Annotated in this window: 21 protein-coding genes; 16 read left to right on the forward strand and 5 right to left on the reverse strand. The window is 57.3% G+C overall.

Annotation, left to right across the window (positions count from 1 at the left end):
* Positions 1–109: 109 nt before the first annotated feature.
* The 5 genes from pilM to hofQ are packed head-to-tail and all read left to right on the forward strand — an operon-like array spanning position 110 to position 3528.
* A complete protein-coding gene (gene pilM / locus ACVKSX_RS15510; protein ID WP_122889877.1) occupies positions 110–916 on the forward strand; it encodes a type IV pilus biogenesis protein PilM in 807 nt (268 codons plus the stop codon).
* Entirely contained in the window at positions 916–1458 is a 543-nt protein-coding gene (locus ACVKSX_RS15515; protein WP_172608215.1) for a PilN domain-containing protein, read from the forward strand. The genes pilM and ACVKSX_RS15515 overlap by 1 nt, the downstream gene beginning before the upstream one ends.
* Entirely contained in the window at positions 1451–1945 is a 495-nt protein-coding gene (locus tag ACVKSX_RS15520; protein WP_010671566.1) for a HofO family protein, read from the forward strand. Before ACVKSX_RS15515 ends, ACVKSX_RS15520 begins: the two co-directional genes overlap by 8 nt.
* Positions 1935–2318, forward strand: a complete 384-nt coding sequence (locus ACVKSX_RS15525; RefSeq protein ID WP_354439451.1) for a DUF2531 domain-containing protein — start codon at positions 1935–1937, stop codon at positions 2316–2318. The genes ACVKSX_RS15520 and ACVKSX_RS15525 overlap by 11 nt, the downstream gene beginning before the upstream one ends.
* Positions 2257–3528, forward strand: coding sequence for a DNA uptake porin HofQ (gene hofQ, locus ACVKSX_RS15530; RefSeq protein ID WP_172608216.1), 1272 nt, complete (start codon positions 2257–2259; stop codon positions 3526–3528). Before ACVKSX_RS15525 ends, hofQ begins: the two co-directional genes overlap by 62 nt.
* Before the next feature lie 91 nt (positions 3529–3619).
* Here hofQ and ACVKSX_RS15535 read toward each other — a convergent pair whose 3' ends face one another.
* The gene (locus ACVKSX_RS15535) at positions 3620–3793 is read right to left on the reverse strand and encodes a hypothetical protein (RefSeq protein ID WP_223265993.1); all 174 of its coding nucleotides are present in this window, start codon (positions 3791–3793) and stop codon (positions 3620–3622) included.
* A 97-nt stretch (positions 3794–3890) separates the two neighbouring features.
* Between ACVKSX_RS15535 and aroK the strand changes: the two genes are divergently transcribed.
* The 7 genes from aroK (at position 3891) to trpS (ending at position 10003) form a co-directional block, all read left to right on the forward strand.
* Entirely contained in the window at positions 3891–4412 is a 522-nt protein-coding gene (gene aroK, locus ACVKSX_RS15540; RefSeq protein ID WP_003852989.1) for a shikimate kinase AroK, read from the forward strand.
* Positions 4413–4450: 38 nt separating this feature from the next.
* Positions 4451–5539 (forward strand): 3-dehydroquinate synthase, encoded by a 1089-nt coding sequence (aroB, locus tag ACVKSX_RS15545; protein WP_010253124.1) that lies wholly within the window; start codon positions 4451–4453, stop codon positions 5537–5539.
* Between the two features lie 72 nt (positions 5540–5611).
* Positions 5612–6664, forward strand: a complete 1053-nt coding sequence (locus ACVKSX_RS15550; protein WP_022624046.1) for an SPOR domain-containing protein — start codon at positions 5612–5614, stop codon at positions 6662–6664.
* Between the two features lie 93 nt (positions 6665–6757).
* Positions 6758–7573: an adenine-specific DNA-methyltransferase gene (gene dam / locus ACVKSX_RS15555; protein ID WP_010671570.1), complete on the forward strand. Its 816-nt coding sequence runs from the start codon at positions 6758–6760 to the stop codon at positions 7571–7573.
* Between the two features lie 67 nt (positions 7574–7640).
* The gene (gene rpe, locus ACVKSX_RS15560; protein ID WP_010253116.1) at positions 7641–8324 is read left to right on the forward strand and encodes a ribulose-phosphate 3-epimerase; all 684 of its coding nucleotides are present in this window, start codon (positions 7641–7643) and stop codon (positions 8322–8324) included.
* Complete coding sequence (locus ACVKSX_RS15565) at positions 8308–8985, forward strand: phosphoglycolate phosphatase (protein ID WP_010253114.1); 678 nt, start codon at positions 8308–8310, stop codon at positions 8983–8985. Before rpe ends, ACVKSX_RS15565 begins: the two co-directional genes overlap by 17 nt.
* Before the next feature lie 16 nt (positions 8986–9001).
* A complete protein-coding gene (trpS, locus tag ACVKSX_RS15570) occupies positions 9002–10003 on the forward strand; it encodes a tryptophan--tRNA ligase (protein WP_010253111.1) in 1002 nt (333 codons plus the stop codon).
* A 58-nt stretch (positions 10004–10061) separates the two neighbouring features.
* Here the strand turns inward: trpS and cysG are convergent, their stop codons facing one another.
* The 3 genes from cysG to nirB are packed head-to-tail and all read right to left on the reverse strand — an operon-like array spanning position 10062 to position 14335.
* A complete protein-coding gene (gene cysG / locus ACVKSX_RS15575) occupies positions 10062–11426 on the reverse strand; it encodes a siroheme synthase CysG (RefSeq protein ID WP_010671571.1) in 1365 nt (454 codons plus the stop codon).
* Between the two features lie 45 nt (positions 11427–11471).
* On the reverse strand, positions 11472–11798 hold the full coding sequence (nirD, locus tag ACVKSX_RS15580) for a nitrite reductase small subunit NirD (protein WP_163850996.1): 327 nt from the start codon (positions 11796–11798) through the stop codon (positions 11472–11474).
* Positions 11795–14335 (reverse strand): nitrite reductase large subunit NirB, encoded by a 2541-nt coding sequence (nirB, locus tag ACVKSX_RS15585; protein WP_354439454.1) that lies wholly within the window; start codon positions 14333–14335, stop codon positions 11795–11797. The genes nirD and nirB overlap by 4 nt, the downstream gene beginning before the upstream one ends.
* 217 nt (positions 14336–14552) lie before the next feature.
* Between nirB and ACVKSX_RS15590 the strand changes: the two genes are divergently transcribed.
* Positions 14553–15830, forward strand: a complete 1278-nt coding sequence (locus ACVKSX_RS15590; protein ID WP_354439456.1) for a cytosine deaminase — start codon at positions 14553–14555, stop codon at positions 15828–15830.
* A 33-nt stretch (positions 15831–15863) separates the two neighbouring features.
* Here the strand turns inward: ACVKSX_RS15590 and tsgA are convergent, their stop codons facing one another.
* Entirely contained in the window at positions 15864–17042 is a 1179-nt protein-coding gene (gene tsgA / locus ACVKSX_RS15595) for an MFS transporter TsgA (RefSeq protein ID WP_031593897.1), read from the reverse strand.
* A gap of 261 nt (positions 17043–17303) precedes the next feature.
* On the opposite strand from tsgA, the gene ppiA reads away from it, so the two are divergent.
* From ppiA to ACVKSX_RS15610, 3 genes are all read left to right on the forward strand, one after another.
* Complete coding sequence (ppiA, locus tag ACVKSX_RS15600) at positions 17304–17876, forward strand: peptidylprolyl isomerase A (RefSeq protein WP_003852970.1); 573 nt, start codon at positions 17304–17306, stop codon at positions 17874–17876.
* Positions 17877–17975: 99 nt separating this feature from the next.
* Positions 17976–18146 (forward strand): YhfG family protein, encoded by a 171-nt coding sequence (locus tag ACVKSX_RS15605; RefSeq protein ID WP_010253095.1) that lies wholly within the window; start codon positions 17976–17978, stop codon positions 18144–18146.
* Positions 18136–18729 (forward strand): putative adenosine monophosphate-protein transferase Fic, encoded by a 594-nt coding sequence (locus tag ACVKSX_RS15610; RefSeq protein ID WP_022624052.1) that lies wholly within the window; start codon positions 18136–18138, stop codon positions 18727–18729. The genes ACVKSX_RS15605 and ACVKSX_RS15610 overlap by 11 nt, the downstream gene beginning before the upstream one ends.
* Positions 18730–18758: the final 29 nt, after the last annotated feature.

Raw genomic sequence — 18758 nt, forward strand, 5'->3', positions numbered from 1 at the left:
TTCCCATCTGTTGTCGTTTGAGCAGTTTATAAACAACCGCGCGGTAGTATAAAGGCAAGCCAGACGCTTTGATATGTCCATTTTCCCGGACGATAAGGAGATCGCGCGTATGGCTTTTCATACCTGGCAAATTGGGCTGGATATTCAGAATAGGCAGATTTGCGCCCTGGCCCTCCAGCCTCGTCGTGATGGCTGGCAGCTACGCCACTGGTGGCAGCAGCGGCTGCCGCAAGATACGTTAAGAAACGGCGTGCTGCAATCTTCGCCTGAATTACTGGCGGCCTTAACGACCTGGCGTCAGCGGTTACCACGCCGTTATTCGCTGCGGGTCGGATTGCCTGCCCAGCTGGTGCTGCAGCGCCAGCTCCCCCTTCCTGCGCAGTCGCTGAATGAGCCCGCGCTGGGGCACTACGTGCAGGCGGCCGCGCGCCGTCTCTTTCCGCTGGAGCCCGCTGCGCTGGCGCTGGATTACCGGCCGGATGTGCAGAGCGGGCAGCTCTGCGTCACGGCAGCGCGGCTGGAGATTATCGACCAGTGGGCGGCACCCCTGTTGCAGGCGGGTTTAAAGCCGCAGGTGTTCGAACTGACCACCGAGGCGCTGAAGCGGTTAGCCCGGCAGGCAGCGCTGCAGGACGACGCGGTGCTGGTTCTGCAGCAGGATAACCGCTGGCTCTGGAGCGATGCGCACACCGCTGCTGACACAGGCGAAGCCGCCACGCTGGAGGCACTGCAACGGCAGGCCTTTCCCGGGGCGCGTTCTGTCGCCTGGTGTACTACAGAGCAGGCGCCGTTGCCTGCAGACGTTAGCGCGTTTTCCCCTTTTGATCTGTTTCGTTATAAGCAGCCACCTTTGCCGGAGAATCCGGGCGCTTTTGCGCTGGCGGCCGGGCTGGCGCTGCGCGACGGAGATGAGTGATGGTCGCGGTTAATCTGCTGCCCTGGCGGCAGCGCCGTCGGCAACAGCAGCGGCGACAGAGCCTGGTCGTGCTGTCACTGGCGACTGGCGCCCTGTTACTGGTGGTGATGCAGCAAACCTGGCGGATCCAGCAGACGCGTCAGCAGGTGGCGCAGGCGAGCAGGACGCAGCAGCAGGCGCTGGAAAGCCTGGGGCAGCAGTTAGCGCAACAGAAGCAGTTACTGGACCAGCTCGCGGTTATGCAAAAACAGCAGGCGAAGCATCGCCAGCAGGCTGCACAACTGGCCGCCTGGCAGCAGTTCTGGCTCGATTTACCCGCGTTACTTCCCGACACCGCCTGGCTGACCCGGCTGGAGAAGCGCGACAACCGTCTGACACTGGAGGGGCAGGCACAGGATATGGCGGCAGTCCGACAGTTCCGCCAGCAATTAACCACTGTGGCCCTGTTTGGTCTGGTGAAGCAGGGCGGGGTTAAGCGTCAGGCTGATGGCCATTATCGGTTTTCACTGCGGGCAGAGATGCAGGAGGTGAACAGTGAGTGAATGGTGGGAGCGCTGGTGGCAGATGGCCGCTATTGCGCGCTATGGCTTGCTCGCCGCACTCTTATCCGGTCTGCTGCTGCTCTCCTGGATCCTGTGGTTACGGCCACAGCAGCAGGCGCGAATTGCTGAACAGCAGACGCTGTTGCAGTTGACCCGCACTCTGCAGCTGCGCCAGCACCAGTGGCGTCAGAACCCTGATAATGCGCAGTTGCAGGCGCAGCTGCAGTCGATGCAGATCGCGAGATCAGCATCTGCATCGGGCCGTGCAGTGGAAGAGATCCTGGCGGCACGCCGTAGCCAGCTGGAAGAGTGGCAGCCGGACGCCCCCTCACGCATGCTGACGCTGCATCTGCAGTGGCCGGCGTTCCAGTCGCTTTTTGCCGAGCTTGCCCAGGCTTCCGCACCGTTTCCGGTGCATTTCCAGCTGCTGGCGCAGCCGCAGTACCTGGTGGCTCAACTCTGGCTGGAACCTGACGATGCGCCATAGTCTGCTGATTTTACTGTTGTACTGTGGCGGCGTACTGGCGCGCGATCCGTTCCGGCCTGTAGCCGGTTCCGTCTGTGAGGCGTCAGTGGAACCGCTCACCGGCTGGCGTCTGCAGGGGATCATTGGCCGGGAGGCGCATTTCCATGCCTGGCTGCTGACCCCGCAGGGAGAGAGCGTCACGGCCCGCACCGGCAAGCCATTTCCATTCGCACCCTGGCAACTGGCGAATATGACCCGCCGCAGCCTCACCTTAGCGGTGCCGAATAGCTGCAACGCACAACAGACCGTATTTTATTTAAAAGGACGTTCGCATGATAAGGATAGCTACCCTGCTGCTGCTACTAAGCTGCCTGCTGCCGGTTCACGCCGCTGATGAGGAACCTCTCAGTCTGACTTTTGATAACGCCCCGGTAGAGCGTATTTTGCAGGCGCTGGCTGACTATCAGCAGATCAATCTGATGATTGCGCCAGAGGTTGAAGGTTCGTTATCGCTGCGGCTGGATAACCTGCCCTGGCATCAGGCACTCGACCTGGTGGCGCGCATGGCAAAGCTGACGCTGGTTGAACAGGATAATGTCTTGCTGGTCTATCCGGAAAGCTGGCAGCAGGCTCAGCAGCAGGCACGTGAGGCTGAGCAGCAGTCGCAGTTGCAGCAGGTTCCTTTGCAACAGCGCGCTGTGATATTGCGTTATGCCAGCGCCAGCGAGGTGTATGCCAGCCTGCTGAGTGAGCGTCAGTCGCTGATGACACCACGCGGTAGCGTGACGGTCGACAAACGCACCAACGCATTGTTACTGCGCGATAGTGCGGCGGCTTTAAAAGAGACGGAGCGCTGGATACGGGCGCTGGATCTGCCACTGGAACAGATTGAACTGTCAGCCCACATCGTCACTATCAGCGAGGAGCATCTGCAGGAGCTGGGCGTGAAGTGGGGATTGCAGGCGGGGGACGCCGCCGTAACAGATATCCTGCATCATCCCCGGCTGGATGTTCCGCTGGCGGTGAGTTCACCCGGCATCAGCGTGGGTATGGCGCTGGCGCGCATCGGAGGGCAGCTTCTGGATCTGGAGTTAAGTGCGCTGGAGCAGGAGAATCAGATTGAAATCATCGCCAGTCCGCGCCTCTTTACCTCACATCAGCAGACCGCCTCGATTAAGCAGGGCACAGAAATTCCTTATGAAGTGTCGGCAGGAAACAGCGGTGCCACCAGTATTGAGTTTAAAGAAGCGGTGCTGGGTATGGAGGTGACACCGACGATTTCCGGCAATGGCCGCATCCAGCTGAAGATCCATATCAGTCAGAATATGCCGGGTCGCAGCATCAGAACCGGCGATAGCGACATATTATCCATCGATAAACAGGAAATTGAGACTCAGGTCACGGTCAGTGACGGGCAAACACTGGCGTTAGGCGGTATCTTTCAGCAGCAGCGCACCCGCGGACAGAATCAGGTGCCGCTACTGGGAAAAGTGCCGCTGATTGGCGGGTTGTTTCGCCAGCAATCTGATCAGCGCAAAAAAAGAGAGCTGGTGATCTTCATTACGCCGCGATTGGTCAGGGAAGCAGCGCTTACGGCTGGATAAAACGGAAAATGCGTCCCTTAAGGCCATCTGCGTTGACGCAGGAGAGGAATTAGCTTACAAGGTTTAGCGATTTTCAATACGGTGTAACCGTCTATGCTGGGTAAATCCCGGCAAACAGATCAGAAAACTCCTCTGTACGCAGCGTTGTAAAGACGCAGCGCTGGCGCGTTACAGTTTCGCGAACACAGGCCAATTCAGAAATGGATGTGCTGAAGGCAATATAATCGGTTGCCAAACAGCCTTGAGTGTTGAGATAATTTTTCATCTGACTCTTGCTAACGCTCATGAGGTCTCAGTTCCTGTCCCGCCAGCAAATGCTGAACGCGGGGTATCATTAACGAATTCTTAGTAATACCGACAAAATGGCAGAGAAACGCAATATCTTTCTGGTTGGGCCGATGGGTGCCGGCAAAAGCACTATTGGCCGTCAGTTGGCTCAGCAACTCAACATGGAGTTCTTCGATTCCGATCAGGAAATTGAGCGACGCACCGGAGCGGATGTGGGCTGGGTTTTTGATGTCGAAGGCGAAGCTGGCTTTCGCGATCGCGAAGAAAAAATCATTAACGAACTGACCGAGAAGCAAGGCATCGTCCTGGCGACAGGCGGTGGTTCCGTCAAATCCCGGGAAACGCGTAATCGTCTCTCCGCCCGCGGTGTTGTGGTTTATCTTGAAACCACCATCGAGAAGCAACTGGCGCGCACCCAACGTGACAAAAAACGTCCGTTGCTTCAGGTGGATTCACCGCCGCGTGAAGTGCTCGAAGCGCTGGCTGGCGAACGTAACCCGCTCTACGAAGAGATCGCCGATGTAACCATTCGCACAGATGATCAGAGTGCGAAAGTGGTGGCGAATCAGATTATCCACATGTTGGAAAAAAGTTGATCCAACGTTCGAAGGCTCCTTAACAGGTATCGGGCATCATGGAGAAGATCACCGTCTCACTGGGGGAACGCAGTTACCCCATCACTATCGCTGCCGGACTGTTTAACGATCCGGCTTCTTTTTGGCCGCTAACCGCGGGCGAAAACGCCATGGTGGTGACAAACCAGACGCTGGCTCCGCTTTATCTTGACCAGCTGACGGCGCTGCTGACGGCGGCAGGTGTAAAAGTGGATCAGGTGATCTTACCCGACGGCGAGCAATATAAGACGCTGGCCGTGATGGATCAGGTTTTTACCGCGCTCCTGCAAAAGCCGCACGGTCGTGATACGACGCTTATCGCCTTAGGCGGCGGCGTCATTGGCGATCTTACCGGTTTTGCTGCGGCCAGTTATCAGCGTGGTGTACGCTTTATTCAGGTACCGACCACCTTACTGTCGCAGGTCGACTCTTCGGTTGGCGGCAAAACGGCCGTTAACCATCCGCTGGGCAAAAACATGATCGGCGCGTTTTATCAACCCGCGTCGGTGGTGATTGATACTGCCTGTCTGCAGACGTTGCCCGCGCGCGAACTGGCGTCGGGTCTGGCGGAAGTGATTAAGTACGGCATCATCCTCGACGGTGCGTTTTTCCAGTGGCTGGAGCAGAATCTTGATGCCCTGCTGGCGCTGGATGAACAGGCGCTGGCGTACTGCATTCGTCGCTGCTGTGAACTGAAAGCCGAAGTCGTGGCCGCCGATGAACGTGAAAACGGTCAGCGGGCGTTGCTGAATCTGGGCCATACTTTTGGTCATGCGATTGAAGCACACATGGGCTATGGCAACTGGCTGCACGGTGAAGCGATTGCAGCGGGCATGGTGATGGCGGCACGCACGGCTGAACGCCTGGGGCAGTTCCAGGCACAGGAGACGGACCGCATTATTGCTCTGTTCCTGCGTGCCGGTTTGCCGGTACATGGGCCGGAGGCGATGAGTGCGGAGATGTATCTGCCGCACATGATGCGCGATAAGAAAGTTCTGGCGGGCGAATTGCGGCTGGTACTCCCGCTGTCGATTGGCCGCTCTGAAGTGCGTGGTGGCGTGGCACATGATATGGTGCTGGCTGCAATTAATGATTGTCAGCAATCCTGAGATTAAGCAGTTGAGTGGTGACGCGGCGCGCAGGGTGCGCAGTGCGGAATGCCGCTTTACGGAGGAGGCAAAATGGATGAGTTTAAACCGGAAGATGAGTTAAAACCTGACGCCAGCGATCGCCGTCCCTCGCGCCCTCGTAAGTCGTCTCCCGCAGCCAAAATACCGGTTTCGCGCCAGCGCATCATGATGGGTGTCGGGATCCTGGTTCTGCTGTTACTGGTACTAGGTATTGGTTCGGCGCTGAATGGCCCGGATGAGAAAAAACCTGCGACTGCGGGCAATACGCCTGCCGCTGGCGGCGGTTCCGGCAGTGAGAAGAACATCGACCTGGCTGGCTCCTCTTCCATGTCAGGTGGACAGACGACGCCAACCGGCGGGCAGACCACGCCAGCTACCAGCGAAAATAACGCGGCGACCAGCGGTAATGCTGCGTCTGACCCGCAGCGCGACGTCTCAATGCCGCCTGTGGCTTCAACGCCTACGCAGGCAGCCCCTGTTGAGACGCCAGCGAATCAGCAGCGTGTCACGCTGCCGGGCGATCTCAACAGCGCGCTGAGTAATCAGCAGCAGCAGGTCGACAGCGCCGCGATGGGCACGCAGGGTGGCAGTTCACTGCCAACGGCGCCTGCCACGGTCAGCGGCAATGCCGGAACGGCTGCGAATCCGGTTACGGCCCCTGCAGGCCGTCAGACGCCAAACAAATCAAACGCTTCTGCCCGTCCGGCGCACGATTCATCGCATAAAACTGCTTCGAAGCCTGCAACCCGTGACAGCAAAACACATACCACGCCAGCACGTACGCCAGCCCCTTCTGCTCCGGCCACTGCGGCGGCAGGCAGCAGTTCAGCCAGCAAATCATTGCCAGGCGGCAGCTATACCCTGCAGCTGAGCGGTGCATCGAAGGCGGAAAGCCTGAATGCCTGGGCTAAGCAGCAGAATCTGAGTGGGTATCACGTCTACAAAACCACCCGTAACGGTCAGTCGTGGTACGTGCTGGTGAGTGGTTCCTATGCCACACCGGCTGATGCCAAACGCGCGGTAGCCTCACTGCCTGCCGAAGTGCGTGCGAAGAACCCGTGGGTTAAACCAGTAAGCCAGGTGAAGAAAGAAGCCAGCCAATAGCGGATGTGGGGCCAGTTTCTGGCCCCGTTTTAAGCGCAGATCTGCTGTCGGTCCAGCCACAGCCTCACAATAAGATGTAATAACCACGACAGCATGAAAAAAAATCGCGCTTTCCTGAAATGGGCAGGGGGAAAATTTCCCTTAGTAGAAGAGATCCATCGCCATCTGCCGCAAGGCGACTGTCTGGTAGAACCCTTTGTTGGCGCGGGTTCGGTGTTTCTGAACACTGAATTTGATCGCTACCATCTGGCTGATATCAACAGTGACCTGATTAATCTCTATAACATTGTTAAAACGCGCACGGCGGATTTCATCCGTGACGCGCAGCTGCTGTTTACGCCGGAAAGTAACAACGAGATCTGTTATTACCAGCGTCGCACCGAATTTAACACCAGCACCGACGCCTACCTGCGCGCGCTGTTGTTCCTCTATCTGAACCGTCACTGTTACAACGGCCTCTGTCGCTATAACCTGCGTGGCGAGTTCAACGTGCCGTTTGGCCGCTATCGCAAACCCTACTTTCCGGAAGCAGAACTGTTATGGTTTGCCGAGCGTGCGCAAAAAGCGACGTTTGTCTGTGAATCGTACGATGTTACCCTGACCAATGCCGGTAAAGGCTCGGTAGTCTATTGCGATCCGCCTTATGCGCCGCTGTCGGCAACGGCCAATTTCACGGCTTATCACACCAACAGCTTCAGCCTGCGTGAGCAGGAGAACCTGGCGGCGTTAGCGGCAAAGCTGGCTTCGTCGGAGGACCGGATTCCGGTACTGATTTCTAACCACGACACTGCACTGACGCGTTTATGGTATCAGGATGCAGAGTTACATGTGGTCAAAGCCCGGCGTTCTATCAGCCGAAGCATAACGGGTCGCACCAAGGTCGACGAACTGCTGGCACTTTATAGCTAGTCTGTTTCGTCCGCGACCAACGCATTACGCCAGCCTGCGTGCTGGCGCACAACAGTGGGAGAATCGGATGAAACAATATTTGCTGGCCCCTTCAATCCTTTCGGCGGACTTTGCTCGCCTGGGCGAAGACACAGCCAAAGCGCTGGCGGCCGGAGGTGACGTGGTTCACTTCGACGTGATGGACAACCACTACGTGCCTAATCTGACCATGGGTCCGATGGTGCTGAAAGCACTGCGCGACTATGGCATCACTGCCCCCATCGATGTGCATCTGATGGTGAAGCCGGTAGATGCGCTGATCCCTGATTTCGCCAAAGCGGGTGCCACCTACATCACCTTTCATCCCGAAGCCAGCGAACACGTTGACCGCACCCTGCAAATCATCAAAGAGCATGGCTGCAAAGCGGGTCTGGTGTTTAACCCGGCGACCCCGCTGAGCTACCTCGATTACGTCATGGATAAGCTGGATATCATTCTGCTGATGTCAGTGAACCCCGGCTTTGGCGGTCAGTCATTTATTCCTGGCACACTGGATAAACTGCGTGAAGCGCGCAGGCGTATCGATCAGAGTGGTTACAGCATTCGTCTTGAAGTGGATGGCGGCGTGAAGATCGACAATATTGGCCAGATCGCTGCCGCCGGTGCCGACATGTTTGTCGCCGGTTCCGCGATCTTCGGTCACCCTGACTATAAAAAAGTGATCGATGATATGCGCAACGAACTGGAGAAGGCCAATGGCTCATTTCACTGATATTCGTGCGCTGGCGTTTGATCTTGATGGGACACTGGTGGATAGCGCACCCGGCCTGGCCGATGCGATTGACCGCACGCTGAATGACCTCCGTCTGCCGCAGGCGGGCCTTGAGCGTGTCTCAACCTGGATTGGCAACGGCGCGGATATCATGATGGCCCGCGCGCTGACCTTCGCGCTGGGCCGTGAGCCGCAGCCGGAAGAGCAGCGTGATGCGCGGGCACTGTTTGACCGGCATTATGCCGATACCGTGGATGCGGGCAGTACGCTGTTTCCACAGGTAAAGCAGACGCTGGCCGCATTAAAGGCTGCCGGGCTGCCGATGGCGATAGTCACCAACAAGCCGACGCCGTTTGTGGCACCGCTGCTGGAGTCGCTTGGCATTGCTGATGCGTTTTCGCTGATTATCGGTGGCGATGATGTGCCGGTTAAAAAACCGCATCCTGCGGCAATTTTTATGGTGCTGGGCACCTTTGGTGTGTTGCCGAATGAGTTGCTGTTTGTCGGCGACTCACGCAATGATATCCAGGCGGCACAGGCGGCGGGCGTACCCAATATCGGCATGACCTTTGGCTATAACTATGGCGAGCCGATTGCCACCAGCCAGCCCGATTTAACCCTCGACTCTTTCGACGAACTTTTGCCCGCTCTGGGGCTGTAAATATCAGGACATAAGTATGAAACCCATCGTTTTCAGCGGCGCACAGCCGTCCGGCGAACTGACCATTGGCAACTATATGGGAGCGCTGCGTCAGTGGGTGCAGATGCAGGATGATTTCCACTGCATTTATTGCATCGTTGATCTGCACGCGATCACCGTGCGTCAGGATCCTGTTGCACTGCGTAAAGCGACGCTGGACACGCTGGCGCTCTATCTGGCCTGTGGTATCGACCCGCAAAAAAGCACCATCTTCGTTCAGTCGCATGTGCCAGAGCACACGCAGCTGAGCTGGATCCTGAATTGCTATGCCTACTTCGGTGAACTGAGCCGCATGACGCAGTTTAAGGATAAATCAGCGCGTTACGAAGAGAACATTAACGCCGGTCTGTTCGACTATCCGGTGCTGATGGCGGCTGACATTCTGCTCTATCAGACCCATCAGGTGCCGGTGGGTGAAGATCAGAAGCAGCATCTGGAGCTGAGCCGCGATATCGCGCACCGCTTCAATGCGATTTATGGCGATATCTTCAAAGTACCAGAGCCATTGATTCCGAAGTCTGGCGCGCGCGTGATGTCGCTGCTGGAACCGACGAAGAAGATGTCCAAGTCTGACGATAACCGCAATAACGTGATCGGCCTGCTGGAAGATCCGAAAGCGGTCGTGAAGAAGATTAAACGCGCCGTCACCGATTCTGAAGAGCCGCCAGTGGTGCGCTACGACATCAAAGAGAAAGCGGGCGTCTCTAACCTGCTGGATATTCTGTCGGGCGTGACCGGTAAAACTATCGCCGAGCTGGAGCAGGAGTTCGAAGGCAAGATGTATGGTCACCTGAAGGGCGCAGTAGCCGATGCTGTGTCGGGTATGCTCTCTGAGCTGCAGGAGCGTTATCACAGCTTCCGCAACGATGAAGCACTGCTGGAGCAGGTGATGCGTGATGGCGCGGCCAAAGCACGCGCACAGGCGCAGGAAACGCTGAAGAAGGTGTATCAGGCGGTAGGCTTTGTCGCGATGCCGTAATGGCTGAGCAGACAACCAGGACGGCGGGCATTGTGCCCGCCGTTTTTATTTGCCGGACTCAGAACCAGCGCAGGCTGTCACGCAGACTTACCACGCTGCCGATGATCATCAGGCTGGGACTGGTCACCTGACCGGCTAACGCTTCCAGCTCGCTCAGTGTCCCGGTGACCACGCGTTGACGCGTAGTGGTGCCGTTTTCCACCAGCGCCACCGGCATATCGCTGCGCATACCGTGCTTTATCAACTGCTGCTGAATCTCTCCGGCCTGCGTGAGCCCCATATAAAAGACCAGCGTCTGCTGTTCCGCCGCCAGCGTCTGCCAGGCGAGCGAGCCCTCTTTCTGCAGATGTCCGGTAACCAGTCTGACGCTCTGCGCATGATCGCGGTGGGTCAGGGGAATACCGCTGTAGGCCGCACAGCCCGATGCGGCGGTGATCCCCGGCACCACGCTGAACGGAATCTGCCGCTGCGCCAGCGCTTCCAGCTCTTCACCGCCGCGACCAAAGATAAAGGGATCGCCGCCTTTCAGCCGCACTACACGTTTTCCCCGCTGCGCCTGTTCGCAGAGCAGCTGGTTAATCTCATCCTGCGGCACGCAGTGATGTCCGGCGCGTTTACCGACAAAGATGCGTTCAGCATCGCGGCGCACCAGATTCAGGATCTCATCGGAAACCAGCCGGTCATAGACGATGACATCTGCCTGCTGGATCAGCTGTAAGCCTTTCAGAGTCAGTAATCCGGCATCACCCGGACCGGCACCGACCAGCGCCACTTCACCCTGTTGGCGAAGGTCAGCGTTAAAGAGCTGGTCGGTAATCTGCTCCGCGCGTTCACTGTCGCCGTTGGCCAGCGTCTGGGCCAGCCGCTGGCTGTTAAAGAAGCGTTCCCAGAAGTGGCGGCGGGCACTGACAGAGCTGAACTGCTGTTTCACCCGCGCGCGCAGAGTGCCTGCCAGCTGAGCCAGCTGGCCAAGGTGTTGCGGCAGCATCGCCTCCAGCTTCTCCCGCAACAGCCGCGCCAGTACCGGCGCGCGTCCACCGGAAGAGACGGCGACCATCAGCGGGGAACGATCGATAATCGACGGCATAATGGCGCTGGCCTGCTGCGGCGCATCCACCAGATTGCAGAAGATCTGCTGTTTTTCGGCGGCTTCAGCCACCTGCTGATTAACCGCATCATCGCTGGTCGCGGCGACCACCAGCCAGCAGCCGGTGAGCCAGTGCGGATCAAACGCCCCTGGCAGCAGCGTGATGGTTTCCTGCTGCGCCCATTGCCGGAAGGCGGGGGAGAAATCAAGGGCACCGACCAGCAGTTCGGCGCCGGCCTCCAGCAGCAGGCGGGCTTTCCGCTCAGCCACGTCACCTGCGCCGACCAGCAGGCAGCGTCGGCCCTGCAGGCGGCAGAACAAGGGGAAGTAGTCCATCAGACGTCCTTAAAAAAGCCCGCGGAGGCGGGCTGTTGACGGGAGTTACAGGCAGACTTCAACCTGTCCGGCATTGACCCGCACCGGCCAGGCCGCCACGGAGCGCGTTTCATCCTCCATGCAGTAGCCATCGCTAAGACGGAAACGCTGCTTTTTCAGCGGGCTGGCAACCCAGAGCGCATCCTGATGTTCAGCAATAATGCCGCGTGACAGCACGCTGGCATCGGCAAAGGGGTCGATATTGCTGATGGCATAGAGCTGCTCATCGTTGCGGGGACGGAAGATAGCAACCTGCCGGCCTTTGACCAGCGCGCAGACGCCCGTAGCGGGCAGGATCTGCGTCAGCGGGCACACCGGATTCCACTGGCTCATGATTCGGTCTCCTCAATCAGGGTCACGGCAATGCGTTCATCGGCGCGTGCCGGGCGGTGCTGGTCGCGCTCCGCGACCCGCTGCACGCCAGGATCGCGTTGCGGCGAGTTGATAAAGTGGGCAAAGCGCGTCAGGTGATCCCTATCTTCCAGCGTCGCTTTCCATTCACAGCTGACGCTGGCGCGCAGTGCGGCCAGCTGCTGCTCCATCTGGCCGTTGAGGCCAAGTTTGTCATCCACAATCACCTTACGCAGATAGTCGATGCCGCCTTCCAGACTCTCCAGCCACAGCGAGGTGCGCTGCAGTTTGTCGGCGGTGCGGATATAGAACATCATGAAACGGTCGAGATAGGTGACCAGCGTCTGCTGATCGAGATCGGCCGCCAGCAGATCGCCATGGCGCGGTTTCATGCCGCCGTTGCCGCAGACGTAGAGGTTCCACCCTTTTTCCGTCGCGATAATGCCGACATCTTTGCCCTGTGCTTCCGCACATTCGCGGGTGCAGCCAGAGACGCCAAACTTCATCTTGTGCGGCGTACGGATGCCTTTGTAGCGGTTCTCCAGCATCACGCCGAAGCCGAGGCTGTCACCCACGCCATAACGGCACCAGGCGCTGCCAACGCAGGTTTTCGCCATGCGCAGCGCCTTGGCGTAGGCCTGGCCGGTTTCAAATCCGGCGTCGATCAGCTGTGACCAGATGGCGGGCAGATCGTCTTTCTGCGCGCCAAACAGACCGATGCGCTGAGAGCCGGTAATTTTGGTGTAGAGCTGATAGCGCTCGGCGATCTCGCCAATCACTTTCAGTCCCTGGGGCGTGATTTCACCGCCGGGCGAGCGCGGGATCACCGAGTAGGTGCCATCTTTCTGGATGTTGCCAAGGTAGAGGTCGTTGCTGTCCTGTAACGGCGCGTGCTGGGGTTTGAGCACATATTCATTCCAGCAGGAGGCGAGCAGTGAGCCAACCACCGGCTTGCACACTTCACAGCCATAACCCTGACCATAGCGGGCCAGCAGTTCGTCAAAGGTTTTAATCTCCTCTACCTGAATCAGGTGATAAAGCTCCTGACGTGACCAGGCGAAGTGGGCGCAAAGATGGTTATTGACCTCAATGCCCTGACGGCTGAGTTCACTGTTGAGAACCTGGGTGATCAGTGGGATACAGCCGCCGCAACCGGTGCCGGCACGGGTGCTGCTTTTCAGTGCTGCCACGGTATGACAGCCACCCTGTACCGCCTTAATGATGTCGCCTTTACTGACGTCAAAGCAGGAGCAGATTTGTGCGGTATCAGGCAGAGAATCGACGCCGATGGCCGGTTTATCCCCGCTGCCGGCTGGCAGAATCAGCGCTTCCGGATTAGCAGGCAGCGGAATACCATTCAGCACCAGCTGCAGCAGGTTGCCATAGTCGCTGGTGTCGCCCACCAGGACGGCACCCAGCAGGGTTTTCTGATCTTCGCTGATAATCAGGCGCTTGTAGATCGATTTGCTCTCATCCAGCCAGACCACGCTGCGAGCGCCTGGCGTGGTGCCGCGCGCATCGCCAATGCCGCCAACATCAACACCCAGCAGCTTCAGTTTGGCGCTCATGTCCGCGCCGGTAAACGCATTGTCGCGGCCCAGCAGATGGTCGCTGGCGACCTGAGCCATTTTGTATCCCGGCGCCACCAGGCCATAGACGCGATTCTGCCAGGCAGCGCACTCACCGATGGCGTAGATAGTGGGATCGCTGGTCCGGCACTGGTCATCAATGGCGATGCCGCCGCGCGGCCCCAGTGCTAATCCACACTGCTTCGCCAGTTTGTCCTGCGGGCGAATGCCGGTGGAGAAGACGATGAAATCGACCTCCAGCGCGCTGCCATCAGCAAACTGCAGCGTTTTGCCGCCGTGCTCGTGATGCACAATCTGTTGGGTGTTTTTACCGGTGTGGACCCGCACGCCCATCTGCTCAATCTTGCGACGTAGCTGCTCACCGCCTTGCTGATCTAACTGCTCCGCCATCAGCACCGGCGCAAATTCAATGACGTGGGTTTCAATGCCCAGATTTTTCAGTGCGCCCGCCGCTTCCAGCCCCAGCAGGCCGCCGCCAATCACCGCGCCGCGTTTGCTGCGGCGCGAACAGGCTTCGATGGCGTTGAGATCTTCGATGGTGCGATAGACAAAGCAGTCGCTGCCTTCGGCACCGTTAATTGGCGGGATCCACGGATAAGAGCCGGTGGCAAAAATCAGCGTATCGTAATGCACCGCGCGACCGGTACTGGAGTGGATGAGCTTCTCATCACGGTTAATGGTGATGGCGCGTTCACCCAGCAGCAGATTGACCTGATGTTTGTCGTAATAGCCTTCACGAACCAGCGACAATTCTTCAGCGGTGTGATGGGAAAAGTAGGCGGACAGGTGGACACGATCATAGGCGACACGGGGTTCTTCACAAAAGACGGTCAGCGAAAACTGGTCAGGTTCCGCTTTCTCTAGTAATTCTTCTATGAAGCGGTGGCCGACCATGCCGTTACCGATAACGACGACATTGTGCTTGCTCATTTTTGCCTCAAATTTGCGATATCTGCGGCTACAATAGCGCGCCGTTTCCGGCACTTATTGATATACATCAACCACGACGCCATATACCCATTAAGAGGTATATGGTTGATTTGAAATAATTTTTTCTGGTGCGGATAACCCGCTGATTATTCGGGCTTGCGGCGGGTCACCTGAATCGTGTTAGTTTTAAAACACAAAACCGGAAAAGGAGTCGGCAATGATGTCACCTAAGTGGATCAATAACGTGCGTTTACCCTGGCGGGATGGGTTATGGCAGATCGCCATCGCCGATGGCAAAATTGCCCGGCTCTCAGCCCAGCCGCAGCACGCTTCACCGGCGGATGAATCGCTGGACGGCGAGGGTGGCTTAGCCTGCGCGCCTTTTATTGAGCCGCATATTCATCTGGATACGACTCAGACCGCTGGCGAACCCGCCTGGAACCAGTCCGGTACGCTGTTTGAAGGCATTGAGCGCTGGGCTGAACGCAAAGCCATGCTCAGTCATGAAGATGTTAAGCGGCGGGCGATGCAGACGCTGAAGTGGCAGATTGCCAACGGCATTCAGTTTGTCCGTACCCATGTTGACGTTTCTGACCCGTCACTGACGGCGCTTAAAGCGATGCTGGAGCTAAAGGCGGAGATGGCGCCGTGGATCACTATCCAGATTGTTGCTTTTCCCCAGGAGGGTATTCTCTCTTATCCCAACGGTGAAGCGCTGCTGGAGGAGGCATTGCGGCTGGGCGCGGATGTGGTCGGCGCGATCCCGCATTACGAATTCACCCGTGAATATGGCGTTGAGTCGCTGCATAAAACCTTTGCGCTGGCTAACCGCTACGATCGGTTGATCGATGTTCACTGCGATGAGATCGATGATGAACAGTCGCGCTTTGTGGAGACCGTGGCGGCGCTGGCGCATCGCGATGGCAACGGCGCGCGCGTGACGGCCAGTCATACCACCGCGATGCACTCTTACAATGGCGCATATACCTCACGACTGTTTCGACTGCTTAAGCTGTCGGGCATTAATTTTGTCGCGAATCCGCTGGTCAATATTCACCTGCAGGGCCGCTTTGATACCTACCCTAAGCGGCGCGGCATTACGCGGGTGAAAGAGATGCTGGAGGCGGAGATTAACGTCTGTTTCGGCCACGACGATGTGTTCGATCCCTGGTATCCGCTGGGTACCGCCAGCATGCTGCAGGTGCTGCATATTGGCTTACACGTCTGTCAGTTGATGGGCTATGAGCAGATTGATGCGGGTCTGGATCTGATTACGCATAACAGCGCGAAGACGCTGCAGCTGTCAGGCTATGGCATTCAGACCGGCAACGATGCCAGCCTGATTATTCTGCCGGCAGAGAGTGGTTTTGATGCAGTAAGAAGACAGGTTCCGGTGCGCTACTCACTGCGTCGCGGCATTGTGGTGGCAGAGACAAAGCCCGCAGAAAGCGAGATTTACTGGCGGGAGCGGGAGCGGATAGACTTCCGGCGTTAAAGCAGGGCGGCGATCTATCGCCGCCCTGAATGATTAATGCGTAACGTGACCGTGCGAGCGATGTTTAGTGACCAGCCCCAGCAGGACACACATCACAAACACCACCGCGTAGAGGCCGTTAGCGGTGGCCAGCGCCGTGTGCACGCCGCTCTTCTCAACAATCGGCGCGGTCACCACGAAGGTCAGCATGGTGCCGACGGTACCGCAGGTCAGAATGAAGTTCACCAGCTTCGGTGACGCCACTTTGGTCTGCAGCGAACCGAGCGTGATGATAGTGGTGTAAATCGCGCTGGAGCTGAAGCCCAACACCATAATGATCCACTTCAGCATGCTGGCATCCTGGCTGCTGACGAACCAGTACATCAGCACGGTAGCCAGTCCCGCCAGCACCATCAGAATGCGTTGCAGATCGAAGAAGCGCAGCAGGAAGCTGAAGGCCCACATCCCCACCATATAAGCGGTCCAGAAGCTGCCCACCAGTTGTCCGGCATCATTAATATTCATGCCCATGACTTTGGTGGCATATTCCGGCACCCAGGAGATAAAGCCAAGCTGGCCCAGAATGTAGCAGAGCGCCGCCACTGCCAGCAGCAGCACGCCCACACCCCATTTTTCTTTCTCAACTGTCGGGCTGTTTTCGGGCTTACGCAGCACCGGGAACTCGACAAACAGCGTCATGATGAAGATCGCGACGTAGATAAAGCCGATGCAGACGTAGACCCAGTACCACGGCAGCTGACGCGCCAGCAGAATCCCCGCCAGCACCGGAAACAGCGTGCCCGCCATGCTGAAGAAGGAGTCGGTAAACAGCAGGCGCGAACCGCGCTGGCGGCCTTCATACATATGGGTGATCAGGAAGGTGCCGATCGACATAGTAATGCCGCTGACCACGCCCAGCACAAACATACAGAGCGAGAAGACGGTCAGATCGCGGCTGGTCATCAACCCGATTATCGCCAGTACCATCAGGACGAAGCCGAAAATCAGCTGACGCTTCAGTGGCACAATCACCATCAGCCAGGCGTTCAGGAAAACCGCCGCCAGGATGCCGCTGTTGAGGAAGGTGAAGGTATTACTCATGCTGGAGATGGGGATCTGGAAATCTTTTGCGATATCGCCCATTACCATGCCGGTAACAATCACCAGCGCGCCGGTAAGCGCGTAGGAGAAGAAGCTTATCCAGGTGAGGCCAATACGATTACGGTTTGTCATGTTCTGAACCTGTTGAGAACCGGGTGCCAAAAAGTGTCAGAAAGTGTAAACGGAACCGTGATCTTAATAAACAACCAGTGAAACCAGAGATCCATATTTCATGTGTTGTGTGATTTTAATCACGTAATTGCCGGGGTTTAACGTTTGCTCCCCCCATTTGCTGCCACAGCGTAAATATAGGTAAAACGCTGGCTCCTGGAATAGAGTCTCTTTACAATCAATCACGTTTTTGTGCCCGCTCTCCCAGGTAAGGAATCTTTCATGTTTAAACGTACTTTAACAGCGGCCATCACCCTGTTAGCGCTCTCTTCCGTTTCCGCCCAGGCGCTGGCTGCAAAAGGTGACACCCACGTTCTGCTCACCACCTCCGCCGGCAATATCGAACTCGAACTGAATAACCAGAAAGCGCCGGTTTCTGTGAAAAACTTCGTTGATTACGTCAACAACGGTTTTTACAACAACACCATTTTTCACCGCGTGATCCCGGGCTTTATGGTGCAGGGTGGGGGCTTCACTACGGACATGCAGCAGAAGCAGACCAACGCGCCAATCAAGAATGAAGCGGATAATGGCCTGCGTAACCTGCGCGGCACGATTTCCATGGCGCGTACCGCCGATAAAGACAGTGCGACCAGCCAGTTCTTCCTCAACGTCGCGGATAATGCATTCCTCGATCACGGACAGCGCGATTTTGGCTATGCCGTATTTGGTAAGATTGTGAAAGGTCAGGATGTGGTTGAAAAAATTTCTCAGGTACCGACCAAAGATGTGGGTCCTTACCAGAATGTTCCATCCAAACCGGTAGTTATCCTCTCCGCCAAAGTCCTGCCTTAAGTCCGTTCGTCGCCATCTGCGGATGGCGACCGCCTGCCGCATCCGGCAAAGCCAGAATTTGCTCTTATACTTAGGGCAAAAACCTGAGCAGGAGGCGGCATGGCGAACAAACTCACCGAAAAACAGAAGGTCACCCTGTGGCGACAGCGGCGTAGCGCCAGCTATCAGGCCAGCTGTCGGCTGGAAGGCTTCTCGCCAAATGAAACCAGCGTAAACAGCGATGATGCGGCCGCACGTCTGGCGTCACTGAGGAGGCAATATGGACTCTAATACCGCCGTCAGCCAGGATCCCTACCTGTGGCAGCATGACAATGTGCTGAAAAACCTGCCCGATATTCACGATGCCGCGCAGCTGCGTAAGGCGGAGCTGAGTTTTAGTGCGGCGCGTGCCGCCACGCTGGAGCTGGGCCCACGTAATCCTGGACTGCCTTACCTGCGCCAGATCCACCGTACGCTGTTTCAGGACGTCTACAGCTGGGCTGGTGAACTGCGCACTATCGATATCTGGCGCGATGAGACGCCGTTCTGTCATTTCGAATATATCGAAAAGGAAGGTAACGCCCTGATGGCCGCGCTGGAGGAGGAGAAGGGCCTTGCTGACCTGCCACGTGACGCGTTTATTGAGCGTGTTGCCCACTACTACTGCGAAATCAATATGTTGCATCCTTTCCGCCACGGCAACGGTCGGGCGCAGCGGATTTTCTTTGAACAGCTGGCGCTGCATGCCGGTTATCTGCTCTCCTGGGAAGAGACTGACGCTGAAAGCTGGAAAGCGGCGAATCAGGCTGGTGTGGCCGGAGACCTGACTCTGCTGGAGCAGGTATTTGCGAAAGTGGTGAGCGAGGCGGCTTAACCGCGTAGAATAGCGGCGCGGGTAATTAT

The organism is Pantoea sp. PvP021, assembly GCF_054056055.1.